Origin of the sequence: Streptomyces coelicoflavus (genome assembly GCF_003112555.1) — a bacterium.
In the GTDB taxonomy this organism is placed as follows: Bacteria; Actinomycetota; Actinomycetes; order Streptomycetales; family Streptomycetaceae; genus Streptomyces; species Streptomyces coelicoflavus.
The window spans coordinates 246,553-261,207 of sequence record NZ_BEWB01000014.1 but is presented as its reverse complement, the minus strand read 5'-3'; the positions used below and the strand labels follow the sequence as shown (position 1 = coordinate 261,207).

General features: G+C 73.5%; 11 protein-coding genes. 5 read left to right on the top strand and 6 right to left on the bottom strand.

The features are described from left to right. The first annotated feature begins 125 nt into the window (after positions 1-125). Both Sco07f_RS31790 and Sco07f_RS31785 read left to right on the top strand, forming a co-directional pair. Entirely contained in the window at positions 126-776 is a 651-nt protein-coding gene (locus Sco07f_RS31790) for a YceI family protein (protein ID WP_108989831.1), read from the top strand. A 128-nt stretch (positions 777-904) separates the two neighbouring features. Continuing rightward, entirely contained in the window at positions 905-2,113 is a 1,209-nt protein-coding gene (locus tag Sco07f_RS31785; RefSeq protein WP_087792527.1) for a Gfo/Idh/MocA family protein, read from the top strand. A 52-nt stretch (positions 2,114-2,165) separates the two neighbouring features. Here Sco07f_RS31785 and Sco07f_RS31780 read toward each other — a convergent pair whose 3' ends face one another. Both Sco07f_RS31780 and Sco07f_RS31775 read right to left on the bottom strand, forming a co-directional pair. Next, positions 2,166-4,280: an acyltransferase family protein gene (locus Sco07f_RS31780; RefSeq protein ID WP_108989830.1), complete on the bottom strand. Its 2,115-nt coding sequence runs from the start codon at positions 4,278-4,280 to the stop codon at positions 2,166-2,168. A 164-nt stretch (positions 4,281-4,444) separates the two neighbouring features. Further along, entirely contained in the window at positions 4,445-5,434 is a 990-nt protein-coding gene (locus Sco07f_RS31775) for a helix-turn-helix transcriptional regulator (RefSeq protein WP_108989829.1), read from the bottom strand. 113 nt (positions 5,435-5,547) lie between these two features. Between Sco07f_RS31775 and Sco07f_RS31770 the strand changes: the two genes are divergently transcribed. Next, on the top strand, positions 5,548-6,234 hold the full coding sequence (locus tag Sco07f_RS31770) for an alpha/beta fold hydrolase (protein WP_108989828.1): 687 nt from the start codon (positions 5,548-5,550) through the stop codon (positions 6,232-6,234). A gap of 39 nt (positions 6,235-6,273) precedes the next feature. On the opposite strand, the gene Sco07f_RS31765 is transcribed toward Sco07f_RS31770, so the two are convergent. The 3 genes from Sco07f_RS31765 to Sco07f_RS31755 form a co-directional block, all read right to left on the bottom strand. Further along, positions 6,274-6,648, bottom strand: coding sequence for a VOC family protein (locus Sco07f_RS31765; protein WP_007446157.1), 375 nt, complete (start codon positions 6,646-6,648; stop codon positions 6,274-6,276). Positions 6,649-6,790: 142 nt separating this feature from the next. Further along, on the bottom strand, positions 6,791-7,909 hold the full coding sequence (locus Sco07f_RS31760; RefSeq protein WP_108989827.1) for an ABC transporter substrate-binding protein: 1,119 nt from the start codon (positions 7,907-7,909) through the stop codon (positions 6,791-6,793). A 49-nt stretch (positions 7,910-7,958) separates the two neighbouring features. Beyond that, a complete protein-coding gene (locus Sco07f_RS31755; protein WP_007446164.1) occupies positions 7,959-8,825 on the bottom strand; it encodes an endonuclease/exonuclease/phosphatase family protein in 867 nt (288 codons plus the stop codon). Between the two features lie 100 nt (positions 8,826-8,925). On the opposite strand from Sco07f_RS31755, the gene Sco07f_RS31750 reads away from it, so the two are divergent. Beyond that, positions 8,926-9,882 (top strand): LysR family transcriptional regulator, encoded by a 957-nt coding sequence (locus Sco07f_RS31750; protein ID WP_042825584.1) that lies wholly within the window; start codon positions 8,926-8,928, stop codon positions 9,880-9,882. A 42-nt stretch (positions 9,883-9,924) separates the two neighbouring features. On the opposite strand, the gene Sco07f_RS31745 is transcribed toward Sco07f_RS31750, so the two are convergent. Beyond that, the gene (locus Sco07f_RS31745) at positions 9,925-11,955 is read right to left on the bottom strand and encodes a glycoside hydrolase family 20 protein (protein WP_108989826.1); all 2,031 of its coding nucleotides are present in this window, start codon (positions 11,953-11,955) and stop codon (positions 9,925-9,927) included. A gap of 197 nt (positions 11,956-12,152) precedes the next feature. Between Sco07f_RS31745 and Sco07f_RS31740 the strand changes: the two genes are divergently transcribed. After that, on the top strand, positions 12,153-14,555 hold the full coding sequence (locus tag Sco07f_RS31740; RefSeq protein WP_108989825.1) for a glycoside hydrolase family 84 protein: 2,403 nt from the start codon (positions 12,153-12,155) through the stop codon (positions 14,553-14,555). Positions 14,556-14,655 lie beyond the last annotated feature (100 nt).

Below are 14,655 nucleotides of genomic sequence, written 5' to 3'. Positions count from 1 at the left end.
CGGTGTCGAACCGGTGCAGCTTTGCGGCCGGGGTCATGGAACCCGGACGAGGCCGCACATCTTGCCGTGGGCCGCTGATCGGCTTCGTGATAACACGAAGTGATCAACTCGAAAGGCCTACGATCATGGGTATCTTCAGCCGTCGCCAGACCGCCACCGACGAGCCGACAACGGCTGCCGGCCAGGACCGGCCCGCCGTGCGGTCCGCGACAGCGGGGGCCGGGCCCGATCCGGCCCTCCGCGCGCTGACCGGGCACTGGACCATCGACCGCCCCCACAGCCGGATCGGGTTCTCCGTGCGGCACGCCATGGTCACCACGGTCCGCGGGGCCTTCACCGACTACGACAGCAGGCTCTACTTCGACGGGGCCGACCCCTCCGGTTCCCGGGCCGAGATCGTCATGCGCGTCGCCAGTGTCGACACGGGCGTGGAGCAACGGGACGCCCACCTCGTCGGCAAGGACTTCTTCGACGTGCGCCGCTACCCGGAGATGACCTTCCGCAGCACGCGGGCCGTCCAGGAGTCGGCGGAGACCTTCCGTATGACGGGAGACCTCACCATCCGGGACACGACGCGCCCCGTCGAACTGCAACTGGACTACCTCGGTTCGGTCGTGGACCCGTTCGGCTACGAGCGGGCCGGCTTCGACGGGACCACCACCATCGACCGCAGGGACTGGGGCCTGGTCTACAACCAGCGGCTCGAGGCGGGCGGCAGCATGGTGAGCGAGAAGGTCCGCCTCCAGTTCGACATCTCCGCGATCCGCTCCTCCTGAGTCCGCGCTCCCGAACTCCTGGTGGACTCCACGGTGGTGGACCGCAGGGTGGTGGACCGCACGGTCAATAGACTGCTCGCCGAGGCAGCGAGAAGGGACCGCATGTGAGTCACGAGGACCGGACAACGATGTCGGAACTGCGCGTCGGCGTGATCGGGGTGGGCCAGCGCGCGCCCATGGCCGCGTTGGCCAACCGTCCCGGTGTCGCCCGGGTCGTCTCCTGCGCCGATCCGGACCCGCGGGGCCGGGACGACGCCAGGAGCCTGTTCGGTCCCGAGGTGGTGCTGCACGAGCGGTACGAGGAGATGGCCGACGACGGCCTGGACGCCGTGTTCGTGCTCACCCCGGACCACGTGCACACGCGGCCCGCGCTGTTCTTCCTGGCCGCCGGGGTCCCGGTGTTCGTGGAGAAGCCCCTGGCGATCACCGTCGAGGACTGCGACGCCCTGCTCCGGGCCGCGTACGACTCCCGCAGCCGCCTGTACGTGGGCCACAACCTGCGTCATCTGCCGGTGCTGCGGCGGATGCGCGCGCTGATCGACGACGGTGCGATAGGCCGGGTGCGCGCGGTGTGGTGCCGCCACTTCGTCGGGCACGGCGGGGACTTCTACTTCAAGGACTGGCACGCGGAGCGGGCCAACACCACGGGGCTGCTCCTGCAGAAGGGCGCCCATGACCTCGACGTGATCCACTGGCTCGCCGGGGGCTGGTCCAGGAGTGTCGTGGCGCAGGGCGCCCTGTCGGTGTACGGCGACAATCCGCGCCGCGGGGCCGGCGATCCGGCACCGGCGGGCGGGCGCATGCCCGACTGGTTCGACGCCGGGGTCTGGCCGCCGTCCGCGTTGCGGGACCTGAACCCCGTCGTCGACGTCGAGGACATCAGCATGATGCTGACGCGGCTGGACAACGGCGTGCTCGCCAGCTACCAGCAGTGCCACTTCACGCCGGACTACTGGCGCAACTACACCGTCGTCGGGGACGAGGGGCGGCTGGAGAACTTCGGCGACGGCATCGACGGCGACGACGCGACGATCCAGGTGTGGAACCGGCGCCGCTCCGGCTACCGGCGCGACGGCGACCTCACCGTCCCCGTCGCCACCCCCTCCGAGGGCGATCACGGCGGCGCGGACCGGGCGCTGGTCGACGAGTTCCTCCGCTTCGCCGCCGCAGGGGGGCCGACGGAGACGTCTCCGGTGGCGGCCCGCGAGGCGGTCGCCGCCGCGGTCGCCGCGACGGCCTCCCTCCGTTCGGGCGGCACGCCGGTCGACGTGCCCGCACCGCCCGCGGAGGTCGTCGACTACTTCCGGCGGCACCAGCCCGCGCGCCGGCCGGTGTGACACGGCGTCCCCGGCGGTCGTCGCGCCCGCCACGGGCCACCCCGACGCGGCCTCAGGGACCCGCCACGAGACGGTCAAGCGCCGGTGCCAGGACCGGGGTGAGGGCCTCGGCGTACGCCTCCGAGAGGTGGCTGTCGTCACGGTGCACGGCGGTGTCGGCGACGACCACGGGGCACAGGCCGGTGCGCGGGGAGCAGACCCAGGGGGCGGGGTCGACGACCGCGGCGCCCGTGGCGGACGCGGCGGCGCGGACGGCACGGTGGCGCGTCGCGTCCCGGGTCGCCTCCGGCAAGTGGTGTGCGCAGGCGTGCAGTTGCAGCGAGTTCCCGGCGGCGCAGTCGATCGGGTCGGCCTTGGGCCACGGGGTGTCGAGCAGGGCGGCGACCCGGGCGCCGGAGGCCCCGAGGGCGCGGAAGGTGTGCGCGAAGCCGGTGGTCCACTGGCGTGCCCGGTCGGCGGCGGGGTGGGCCGGATCGCCGGCGTCGGAGGAGGAGACGACCACGAGGGCGGGCCGCAGGGCGCCGATCGTCCGGACGGCGCGGGAGCGCCAGGTGTCGCAGGCGGTGTACGGCTTGTGGCCGTGGACGACGGTCACGTCGGCGACCTTGCAGGAGGCCTTGGTCAGGGAGACCAGCCGCCAGCCGCGCTCGCCCGCGAGCCTTCGCAACGCCGGGAACCACTGGGCCGCGTGGGAGTCGCCGAAGAGGACGACCGTACGGGAGGAGGTGCGGTCTCCGTAGACGCAGAGCCGCGGTCGGGTGGCCGCGTAGTCGGCGTGGCAGCCGTCCCGGTATACGGCGGAGCGGGAGGACTTGACCTCCGTCAGGGGCGGCGCGAGGTTGCCCGGCAGCGCGGTCGGGGACGACGTCAGGAGTTCGGCGAGGCGGCCCGACGGGTCGGGGGCGTCGGTCAGGGCCCGCGCCAGGGAGGGTGCGGGGCCGCCCACCTCGATCGTCGGCGGGACCGCCGTCGCCGTCAGGGACAGTGCCGAGACGCTCGCGGTCAGCGCGGCCCCGAGGGCCAGGGCCCGGCGGGGGCGTCCGTGGAAGGCCCGGTGGAAGCGGACCGGGTTCTCGACGAGGAGCAGGGTGAGCCGGGCCAGGCCCAGCGCCACCGCCGACAGCCCGAGCGCCAGGGGCACTTCGGCCGTGCCGTCGGTGCTGCCCAGCGCCGGCGGCACGATGACCAGCAGCGGCCAGTGCCACAGGTACCAGCCGTACGACAGTCCGCCGAGCCGGACCAGCGGCCGGCGCTCCAGCAGCCGTCCCGCGCCGAACCGGGTGGGCACGCAGCCGCCCGCCAGGACCAGTACGGTGCCCGCCACCGGCAGGAGGGCGTGATGGCCCGGGAAGGGCGTCCGGTCGTCGTACCAGAACGCCGCCGACGTGACACAGGCCAGTCCGAGCCAGGACAGCGGGGCGGCGAGGCGGGCGGGCAGTCGTCGCAGCCGGGCGTCGGCCAGGGCCAGGAGGGCGCCGGCACCCAGTTCCCAGGCTCGGGTGGGGGTGGCGAAGTACGCCCAGGGCGCCGAGGCGTTCGTCACGAGGACGCCCGCCGTGAACGAGATCAGGCACAGCGCGGCGAGCGGTACCGCGACGACCGCGCGCCGCCCGCGGGCGATCCGCCACGTGAGGAGCAGGAGCACCGGCCACACCAGGTAGAACTGCTCCTCCACGGCGAGCGACCACACGTGCTGGAACGGCGACGGCGGGCTGTTCCGGGCGAGGTAGTCCGTACCGGCCGCGGCCAGCCGGAAGTTGACCGTGTACAGCGCGCCGGCGAGGGCGTCGCCCGCGTACTCGGCGAGCCGGGCCTTCGACAGGAACAGCCACGCCCCTCCGAGCGTGACGGCGATGACCAGGGACGAGGCGGGGAGCAGCCGCAGTGCCCGGCGGGCGTAGAAGGAACGGAGCGACACCCGGCCGGTGGTGGCGAGTTCACGCAGGAGCAGCGACGTGATGAGGAAGCCGGAGATCACGAAGAAGACGTCGACACCGATGTAGCCGCCGGCCAGGAGGGGCACACCGGCGTGGGAGAGCACCACCAGCCCGACGGCGACCGCGCGCAGCCCCTGGATGTCCGCCCGGAGGGCGCGGCCCGCGGAGGGCGCGGATCTTCGGGGCGCCGGGACGGCGGTCCGTGTCGTGGCGGGCGTGGTGCTGGTCATCGGGGACGGCTCCTCCGGGCGGCTGGCACTCTGCGCCCGGCAAGATCGGTGTGCCGATGTCCCCGGTTCCGTCGCCGGCGGCGAACCCGGCCCCGGCCGCCAAGGTTCAACGGCGCGAAACCGGCGGTTCAGTCCCCTGCGGCCCTGGCGTCCGGAAGCCGCCTTCACCCCGCCCGGGGAGGGGAGCCGGGCGGGGGCCGGTCCGTCACGGCGGCCGTGAACCGCGCCGCGAGGTCGGCGGCCGCGGCACGCAGTTCCGCTCCGCCCTCGACGCGGAAGGCGAACGGCACCCTGGCGAGCCATTCCTGCGCGTACATGTCCGGGTTGCGGGTGCTGCCGACGAGGACGCAGCCGTCTCCCAGGGGTTCGAGCCGTCCCATGGGCGGGCGGATCCAGGGGGCGACCTCGGCCGGGGGAGCGTCGAACACCACCCGGGTGGCGAACTGCCATCCGCTGCCCAGGTTCTCCTCCAGGACCGTCACCGGGTCGAAGGCCACCGGTGGCTCGAACCCGTGCCCGGTGGTTCCGACCCGGCAGACCCGGTCGACCCGGTAGGTGCGGACCGCGTCCGCGCGGTGGGAGTGGCAGAGCAGGTACCAGCGCCCGTGCCGGACGACGAGGGACCAGGGGTCCGCCTGCTCCTCCCATTCCCGGCCGGCCTCGCTGCGGTAGGTGAGCAACACACGGCGCCGGTGGGCGACGGCCTCGACGAGGGAGCTGGTGACGGCCGGGTCGGGGTGCGCCGCGTACGGGTCGGGAGCGGCGGAGGCGTACTCCCGCAGCAGTGCCGCCTGCCGTCCGACGCTCTCCGGCAGTGCCTTGACGACCTTGCCCAGGGCGGTGCCGACGAGGTCGTCGGCGTCGGTCACGGCCGGTCGGCCGCTCAGCGCCGCCATGACGAGGCCGAGGGCCTCCGCCTGGGTGAAGTGCACGGGCGGCAGCCGCGTCCCGCGTCCCAGCCGGTAACCGCCGTGCGGTCCGCGGGACGACTCCACGGGGATGCCCGCCTCTCTGAGGATCCCGACGTAGCGGCGCGCCGCTCGTTCCGTCACGCCCAGCCGCGCGGCGAGTTCGTCGGCCGTCGTGGCCGGGCGGGTCCGCAGGATCTCCAGGGCGCGCAGCGCTCGCGCGGTGGGGCTGACGTCGTTCGGCACGGGGCCAGGCTAGTGCGCGCCCCGGAGACGGATGAGGGACCCGGAAGAAGATCCGGCAGCAGATCGTCCGGATCTCCTCCTACGGTGGGGCGAACGGAGAAAGGGAAACGCTCATGGACATTCTGCTCATCGGCGGCCTGTGGCTGAACGGAACCGTGTGGGACCGTGTCGCGTCCACGCTGGAGTCGCTCGGGCATCGGCCCGTGCCGCTCACCCTCCCGGGGCAGGGGGACGGCGCGGCGACCGCGACGCTCGACGATCAGGTGGCAACGGTGCTGGCCGCGGTGGACGCGGCGCCCGGCAGGCCCATGGTGGTGGGGCATTCCGCGGCCTGCTCACTGGCCTGGCTGGCCGCCGACCGGCGACCGGAGCGACTGGCGAAGGTCGCGCTCGTCGGCGGTGCCCCGACCTCCGACGGGCAGCCGTACGCGGACTTCTTCGAGATCACGGACGGTGCCATGCCGTTCCCGGGCTGGGAGCCCTTCCAGGGGCCGGACGCCGCCGACCTCGACGAGGAGGCGAGGCGTGCACTGGCGGCGGCCGCGGTCCCGGTGCCCGAAGCCGTGGCCCGCGGCGTGGTGCGGCTGGGCGACGAGCGCCGGTTCGACGTGCCGGTCGCGCTGGTGTGCCCGGAGTTCACGCCCGCGCAGGCGCGCAAGTGGATCGACGCGGGCGACGTTCCGGAACTCGCCCGGGCGAGGCGTGTCGACTTCGAGGACATCGACTCGGGCCACTGGCCGATGATCACCAAGCCTGCCGAGCTGGCCCGCATCCTGGCCACGGCGGCGGAGGCGGCCTGACGGGTGCCGTCCGGCCGGCGACGGCGCCGGCCGGCGGGTTCAGTGCGCGCAGAGGCAGAACGGGTGTCCGGCCGGGTCGGCGTAGACCCTCCAGTTGGCTTCCGGGCGGAGTTGGTCCGTCCGTTCCAGCACGGTCGCGCCGAGTGCGAGTGCCCGCTTCTCCTCGCCTTCGAGGTCGTCGACGTCGAAGTCCAGGTGCAGTTGCTGGGGGCGGTCCTGGCCGGGCCATTCGGGCGGCCGGTAGCCGTCCACCCGCTGGCAGGCCAGCGGTGTCCCCTCGAAACCGTGCACCTCGACCCACTCCGGTTCGTCCGGGTCCGCGACCACCCGCCCGCCGAGCAGTTCCGCGTAGAACTCGGCGAGCCGGGCCGGGTCGGCGCAGTCCAGCGCGACCGCCTGCAGCTTTCGAATCACGTCCGCCACTCCTCGCTCTTCGGGCGCTTGCACCACCCCCGCACCAGGGTCCTACCCGGGGCGGGAGCGCGCATGCGGACCCCGACCGCTTCTCCCGGGGTGCCGCCGGCCGGTGGGACCGTCGGCCAGGGGCGCCGGCGCGTCAGCCGGTGCGCAGGACGCGGAAGCGAGCGGCGTCCGCGGGGTCCCGGTCGACGATCTGGACCGGCGCACCGGACCATTGCCACACGCCGGTGCCGGGCGCGCGGGAGAACCGGATCCGCCCCCGGGTGCCTTCGACCGAGACACGGGCCCAGGTCTCGGCGGCCGGCGCCCGGTCGACGCCGTGCGCGCGCAGCACGTCGGCGAGGACCGTCACCGTGTCGTAGCCCTCGAAGGCGACGAAGGAGGGCGCTTCGGCCAGCCGCTCCCTCAGGGCCGTCCGCACGCGCGCACCGAGTGGGCCGAGGCGCTCGGGCAGGTAGCGCAGGAACGGGACGGCGGCGCCGTCCGCGCCCAGCGACGTCGCCCACTCGGTGAACTCCGGCTGGCCGGCCGGAGCACCGATCAGGATCCCGGCCAGGCGCGGGTCGCGGCGGACGGACCTGACGATCGACACGGCCGGCTCGGGGTGACCCACCAGGAGCAGCAGGGCGCTCGCGTCCTGCTCGACGAGCGCGTCGCACACGGACGCGGGGGCCGGCTCGCCGAGGCCGAGATCGACGAGGGTGCCGCCTCGCTCAGCGAGGCGGTCCCGCAGGATGCGGGCACCGGACGCCCAGTAGAGACTCGGCTGGGCCGCTACGGCGACACGGCGGTGGCCCGCGGCGAGGAGGAAGTCCGCGTAGATCCGCCAGCCGTGGGACTGTGCCGGCGGGAGGCGTGCGATCCACCGCGCCCGCTGCTCGGTGAGGGCGTCGAGCACGGCCGACGAGCACAGGAACGGCAGACCGAGGGCGTCGGCCCTGGACGCGACGGCGCGGGCGACGACGCTGTGGTACTCCCCCGCCAGGGCGGCCGCACCCAGCCGGGCCAGTTCGTCCACGGCCGCCGCCGCCCTGTCCGGATCGGCCGCCGTGTCCCGGACGACCAGCTCGAGGGCTCGGCCCGCGATGCCGCCGGCGTCGTTGACCTCGCGCACGGCCAGTTCCATTCCGGCGAGCAGGTGCCGGCCCGCCTCGCTCCAGCCGGGGCGGGAAAGCGGCACGAGGGCGCCGATCCGGACGTGCGTGTCGGTGTCGTCCCGCCCCGGCGGGCGCGCCTCGGTGACCATGCCGGACATTGCACCCGCGGCCGGGGCCGGCCGGCAACCGATTATGCGGTTCCGGGCCTCAGGTCACGTCCAGGTCGGTGTACAGCATGTCGTGGTCCGAGTGCGTGGTGGCGGCCACCCGGTGGTCGACCGGGGCGATGCCGCGCAGGAAGACGTAGTCGAACTTGCTGCGCCAGTCCGTGGTCGTGTCGCAGGCGCCGACGGGTGCGGGACGGCACTGCGGGTCGGTGTCCATGGCCAGTGCCCACAGGGGGTCGAGTTCGGGGGCGTCGGGCACGGCGTTGAAGTCGCCGAGGACCACGGCGCGGTCGTGCCGGGCGACTTCCCCGGCGAGGACGCGGACCTGGCCCTCGCGGAACTCCTCCTGACGCCGCTGGGCCAGGTGCGTGTTGAAGACCCGGACGGACCGGCCGCCCACCTCGGTGGTGACGGCGAGGTAGCCGCGGTCCTCGGATCCGCCCTCGGGGTACTCGACGTTGACCCGGTCGGTCATCGGTGCCGCCGAGAGGATGGCCTGGCCGAAGCCGCCCGGGTTCCACGGTGCTCCCCCGCAGCGGCTCCAGTTCTCCAGGACCGTCCCGTACTCGACGTGGTAGACCAGCCCGTGGAAGACCTCCAGGTAGTCCCGGATCCTGTCGACGTCACGTGCGCACGCCTCCTGCATGCCAACGACCTGGGGCGCGTGCCTGGCTATCTCCGCGGCCCGGTCGAGGTTGCTCGCGTCGCAGGGGTTGCACAGGTTCCACGTCATGACCCGGTTGGGTACGACGTCCTTGACCGCCTTCACGGGCAGTGGCGCGCCGGACAGCGCGCCGCCCGGGGCGCTGGGGCCCACCAGCGCCAGGCAGGCCAGCGCCACGGCGCAGACGAGCAATCGCGAGCCGCCCCTGTTGAGCACCGCCGCCTCCTCGGTGTGGACACACATGGCAACCGACGTTTCCACGCACGAGGTTATGGCACGGCGGGACGGGCCCCGGCGCCGCGGTGCGGCCCCGCGCCCGTGGGGCGCGCCTATGCTCGCCCCCATGGATACCGAGGCGGTGCGGTCGTTCGTCCGCGCGGCGGAGCTGGGACAGCTGCGGCACGCGGCCGACGAGCTCGGCGTGACGCAGCAGGCGGTCTCGAAGCGGATCGCGGCCCTCGAGCGCGCACTCGACGTCCGGTTGTTCAGCCGTACTGCCCGAGGGGTCGAGCCGACCCTCGACGGACAGGCCTTCCTGCCGCACGCGCGGAACATCGTCGCGGACGTCGATCGCGCCGTCGCCGCGATCCGGCGGGGTTCGCGGGCGCTGCGGATCGACGTTCTCGGTCTGCGGAGCGCGCAGGCCGTCATCCTGCACGACTACTGGCGCTCACATCCCGGAACCGAGCTCGACGTGGTGACGCTCAGGGTCGACGACCCGCGGCTGGCGGTGGCCGCCGTGCAGGCGGGCGACGTCGACGCCTCCTTCCGTTCGGTCACCGACCCGGCCGCGCTGCCGCCCGAGGTGCGGATGATCCACGCGTTCCACTCCCCGCTGGAACTCGTCGTCGGCCCGCGGCATCCGCTCGCCCCGGCCCGCACCGTGACGCCGGCCCGGCTGCGCGGGCACCGGATCTGGGTGCCCGGTATCGCGCCGGGCAGCGAATGGGCGGACTTCTACGATCAGCTCGCCACCGCCTTCGACCTGCGCGTGGACGCCGCGGGCCCGAACTTCGGCAACGAGGTGCTCCTCGACATCCTCGCCGACTCGGACGACGTGGCCACCCTCGTGGGCTCGCGCGACCGGTACATCTGGCCGCCGGGCCACGACCTGCGCCGCATCCCGATCGCGGGTCCGACACTCGCCTACCCGCTCTCGCTGCTCCTCCCCCGGGAGAACCCGCACCCGGGGCTCCGGGCCGTCGTCGGCCACTTCGCGAGCCTGGCCCCGCTGCCCGAGGACACCTGGCTCCCCTCCTGGGCCACGGCACCGCCGGACGACGACGGCCACGGCACCTGACGCGCCCCGCGCTGACGGTGCCCAGCGGCGGCAGCGGCCGGGTCAGTCGCGCGGGACCACCCGTACCCGGGTCGGCGCGGTGGTGTCCGGGGCCGCCTGCACGGCCGTGCCGTCGGCCCCGTCCGCCGCGAGCACCAACTGGGAGACCGCGTTCGTGAGCGTCAGCGCGCCCCCGCGCGGCGTCAGTTGCCAGCGCTGGGTGCGCTTGTCCGCGTCGCACGTCTCCTGGGTGAGCACCGCGCCGGGCTCCAGCGGGGCGCCCAGGTAGCGCTTGCCGCGGTTGGCATCCAGGCACAGACCCGTCCGTGCCGAACGGAGCGTGTAGTAGCCGTCGGGGGTGGCGGTGGTCTCCCAGGCCGAGGTGTCACCGGACGTGAAGGCGACCGTGGCGCCGGGCGCGTCGGCCGTGGGTCCCAGGTGCCGGTCGCCGGCGACCAGGGAGTAGGTGCCGTCGGGCAGGGGTGTGCGGTCGGTGTCCGACCGGCTGGGGGCGTGTCCGATGCTCCGTGCCAGGCGCTCGAACCCTTCGTAGGAGGTGCTGGGGCGCGGTCCGCCCCAGGTGGCCTGTGCGATGAACCGCAGGGGCATGAACGCCTTGGCCTCCACCTCGTTCTCCGTCTCGGCGGCACCGTTGTCCGGCCACAGGGAGATCTTGGCCCCGGTGAGGTTGGCGGGCCGGGTGGTGAGTGTCTCGCCCTCGAAACGCAGCGGCGTCCAGCCGGAGTCGTACAGCTGCCGCGTGTTCATGGTGAAGCCGCCGCGCACGAGGTAGAGGGCGTACGCGGAGTTCATCACCGGGCGGCCCTCGGCGAGGAGGGCGGACGGCTTCTGCGTGCTGCCGCCGCCCAGCCAGTGCTCGACGGCGATGTCCCGGTCGAGCGGGACGACCGCGTTGCGGCCCAGCAGCCCGTCGTTCCAGACGCGGAGCGTGCGGCCGTCCGCGCGGACGTGCTCGCCCACCCGGTTCACGAAGTCGGCGAACGCGTCGTCCGGGGTGGCCCCGGCGCCGAACTTCTCGGTGGCGTAGTCCTGGAGCTGCGGGAAGTCGGGGTAGGCGGAGCCGATCATGTACTCGTCGGCGCCCATGTGCCAGGCCTTGGTGTCCCAGGCCTCGAGCGCCTCGTCCACGAGTGAGGTGTAGTACGTGAACGCCTCCGGCCGGGTGATGTCGAGCCGTGACGGGGAGGCCTTGCCGTTCTTGTCCCTCAGTTGCAGCTCGGGGTGGTTCTCCAGGTACGGGTCCATGTGGCCGGGCGAGTTGATCTCGGGGATCAGCTCGATGTGGTGGCGTTCGGCCATCGCGACCAGGCGGCGGACCTCGTCCTTGGTGTAGTAGCCCCAGAACGCGGACTCCGGGTCGACGTCGCTCTTGACCTTGGCCTCGATCCAGAGCTGGTTGAGCTTGTGGTGCGCCATGTCGCGCATGAGCCGCTCGAACCAGTCCAGGGAGATGTGGATGTAGCAGGCGCAGACGCCGACGCCGCGCTCGCGGTACTCCGGCACGTCGCGGGTCGCGCCGGCGGGAGCGGTGCCGTCGGCGCGCAGGAGCTGGAGGACGGTGCGGGTGCCGTAGAAGACGCCGGTGGAGGTGGCGCCGGTGACGGTCAGCCGGTCGCCGGAGCGCAGCCGGTAGCCCTCGTCGCCCAAATCCCCCTCGGCGGTGGCGTCCTGGCGCAGCACGATGTCGCCCGGTCTGCCGGTCCGAGCCGTCACCACCGCGAGGTTGCGCCCGGTGACCTCGCGCAGCTCTCCCGCGAACCTGCGCGCGTCGGCGGCGGTCGTGGCGTCGGCGTGGCCGAGCACGATCCTGGCGCCCGGCGCGAGCCCGAACCGCCCCGGCTCGGCCCGCCATTCGCGCGGCGTGGGGAGCACCTGCGGGACCTCGGCCGTCACCCCGGTCATGGCCGCGCCCGGTTCCGGTACTCCGGCGGTCGTGGCCGGTTCCGGCACTCCGGCGGCGGTCGTGGCCGGTTCCGGTACTCCGGCGGCGGTCGTGGCCGGGAGCAGCGCGACCGCGAGGGCCGTCACCGCGCAGACCGCTCCCGCGACACCGCGTCGTCGTCGGACTTTCATGGCCACCCCTCCATGAGCCTCAGCCCACTGCATGATCCGGGCATGCCAAATCGGCACCCGGGGAACGATGTTGGCCAGAGTAAAGCCGAGGACCCAAGAGGTCTAGACCCCATACGTCTTACGTCTCGTGCCGACCGTGTCGCATCATCCCTGGGTGAAAGGCTGATCAGCTGGTCCAGACAAAGCCTGGAGAACTCATGGGAAGACGCACGAAGACCCTCACTACGCTCGGCGTCACCTTTGCACTGGCAAGCACCTTGGCGATCGAGACGCTTCCGGCCGCCGCCGACGACGCGCATCCCGTCGCGGCGTCCGCGGTCCCACCGGTCTCGCCGAACCCCCAGTCCCTCAGCCGCGCAGGTGACGACGTTCCGGTGACCGACCGGGTACTCGTCGTGGCGGACCGCGACACGGACGCCGCCGCCCGGGCCCGTCTCGTGCGGGAGTTGAAGACCCACGGCGCGGACCGGGTGGACATCGTCGCCCCCGGAAACGTCCCCCGGGCATCCGGGGGCCTGCTCACCGTGCGGCTCGGCCCGGCCACGCGGCCGGACATCGCCCGGGCACTCGGCGACACGGCGGTGCCGGACCACGCGGAGGGCTACGCCCTGCGCGTCTCCGGCGCGGAACGGGCGAAGCGGATCACCCTCGGCGGCACGGACGCCGCCGGCCAGTTCTACGCCGTGCAGACCCTGCGCCAGCTCTTCGTCCGGGCGGGCAGCGACCACTGGAAGGTGGCGGGCGTCCGGGCGAGCGACTACCCGTCGATGCCGCTGCGCGGCACCATCGAGGGCTTCTACGGACAGCCGTGGACACACGCGGAGCGCCTCGACCAGATGGACTTCTACGGGGACGTCAAGGCCAACACCTACGTCTACGCCCCGAAGGACGACCCCTACCACCGGGGCAAGTGGCGCGAGCCCTACCCCGCGGACAAGCTGGCGGAGCTGGGTGAACTGGTGAACCGGGCCACGGCGAACCACGTGCGCTTCACCTTCGCCGTCTCCCCCGGCGAGTCGATCTGCTACTCCGACCCCGCCGACCGCGCGGCGCTGAAGGCCAAGCTCCAGGCCCTGTACGACCTGGGGACGCGCGCCTTCTCCATCCCGCTGGACGACATCAGCTACACCCGCTGGAACTGCGAGGGCGACGAGGCCGCGTACGGCGCACCCGGCCGCGCCGCTGCCGCCAGGGCGCAGGTCGACCTGCTCAACGACGTGCAGCGGAACTTCGTCGCCGGCCACGAGGGCGTCCAGCCGCTCCAGATGGTGCCCACCGAGTACGGAGACCTCACCGACACCGCGTACAAGCAGACGATGCGCGAGACGCTGGACCCGGCGGTCGTGGTGATGTGGACCGGCACGGCCGTCGTCCCGCCGAAGATCACCAACGACGAGGCCGACCGGGTCTCGAAGCTCTTCGGCCGCAAGGTCTTCGTCTGGGACAACTACCCGGTCAACGACTTCGGCAACACCAGCGGGCGGCTGCTGCTCGCCCCGTACGACAAGCGCGAGTCCGGCCTGTCCGAGCACCTCTCCGGCATCGTCGCCAACCCCATGAACCAGCCGTACGCCAGCAAGGTCGCCGTCTTCGGCACCGCGGACTTCACCTGGAACGACCGGGCGTACGACGCGGACACCAACTGGCCGCGTGCCATGGCCTACCTGGCGGGCGGCGACCGCGAGGCCACCGACGCGCTGCTGGTCTTCGGCGACCTGGAGCACATGGCCCCGACCTTCGGCGCCACGCCCTGGCAGCCGCAGGCGCCCGAACTCGCCCGGCGCGTGGAGCGGTTCTGGGCGGAGTGGGACGAGGGGAAGCGCGCCGAGGCCGTCGAGGCGCTGCGTGCCTACGCGACCGCGGTCGAGGGGGCGCCGGCCACGATCCGCGGCGGCGCGGTGGACGAGGGGTTCACCGTCGACGCGGCGCCCTGGCTGGACGCCACCGAGCTGTGGGGCGGGTCGATGAGGACCGTGCTCGACGCGCTCGCGGCACGGCAGCGGGGCGACAGGGCGACGTCCGACCGGCTGCTCGCCGAGTCGAACGGCCTCCAGGAGCGGGCCCGGGCGGTGCGGGTCGATCCGCCGCGCAACTCGTGGGGGAAGGTTCAGCCCAAGGTCGGGGACGGCGTGCTCGACGCCTTCCTGGTGCAGGCGGAGCTGCGGCTGCGGCTGTGGGACTCGGCGGGCGGCGGGGAGAACCTGGCGCTGAAGGGTACGGCCTCCGCGTCCAGCGTGGAGCAGGACCTCGACCGGCTGGCGGCCCGCTACGTCAACGACGGGCAGCTGGGTACCCGTTGGGCCTCCGGCTACTCCGACGACGCGTGGGTGCAGGTGGAGCTGGCGGCCCCGGCGAAGGTCGCGGCGGTGACCCTGGCCTGGGAGGGGGCCTGCGCGACGGAGTACGCCGTCCAGACCTCCCCCGACGGCGTGACCTGGCGGACCGTGTCCACCCAGCGGCCGGACGCCTGCGGCAACGACGTCGTCCGGGTCGACTCCGACGAGGCCGTGCGGTACGTCCGCATGCAGGGTGTGGAGCGAAGGACGGACTGGGGCTACTCGCTGTACGAGATGGGCGTCTACGGCACGCCCGCCTCCTGACCGGTCGAGGCGCGGTGCGGTGACGCCGCGCCGCCGCGTCACCGCCGGCCCCCGGTGCCTACGCCGGGGGCCTCTGCCGGTGCCTACGCCGGGGGCCTCC

Coding starts and splice junctions, on each gene's coding strand:
- Sco07f_RS31770 (WP_108989828.1), top strand. CDS start 5,548: ATGGACATTCTGCTCATCGGCGGCCTGTGGCTGAACGGAACCGTGTGG.
- Sco07f_RS31740 (WP_108989825.1), top strand. CDS start 12,153: ATGGGAAGACGCACGAAGACCCTCACTACGCTCGGCGTCACCTTTGCA.
- Sco07f_RS31745 (WP_108989826.1), bottom strand. CDS start 11,955: ATGAAAGTCCGACGACGACGCGGTGTCGCGGGAGCGGTCTGCGCGGTG.
- Sco07f_RS31755 (WP_007446164.1), bottom strand. CDS start 8,825: ATGTGTGTCCACACCGAGGAGGCGGCGGTGCTCAACAGGGGCGGCTCG.
- Sco07f_RS31750 (WP_042825584.1), top strand. CDS start 8,926: ATGGATACCGAGGCGGTGCGGTCGTTCGTCCGCGCGGCGGAGCTGGGA.
- Sco07f_RS31790 (WP_108989831.1), top strand. CDS start 126: ATGGGTATCTTCAGCCGTCGCCAGACCGCCACCGACGAGCCGACAACG.
- Sco07f_RS31780 (WP_108989830.1), bottom strand. CDS start 4,280: ATGACCAGCACCACGCCCGCCACGACACGGACCGCCGTCCCGGCGCCC.
- Sco07f_RS31760 (WP_108989827.1), bottom strand. CDS start 7,909: ATGTCCGGCATGGTCACCGAGGCGCGCCCGCCGGGGCGGGACGACACC.
- Sco07f_RS31785 (WP_087792527.1), top strand. CDS start 905: ATGTCGGAACTGCGCGTCGGCGTGATCGGGGTGGGCCAGCGCGCGCCC.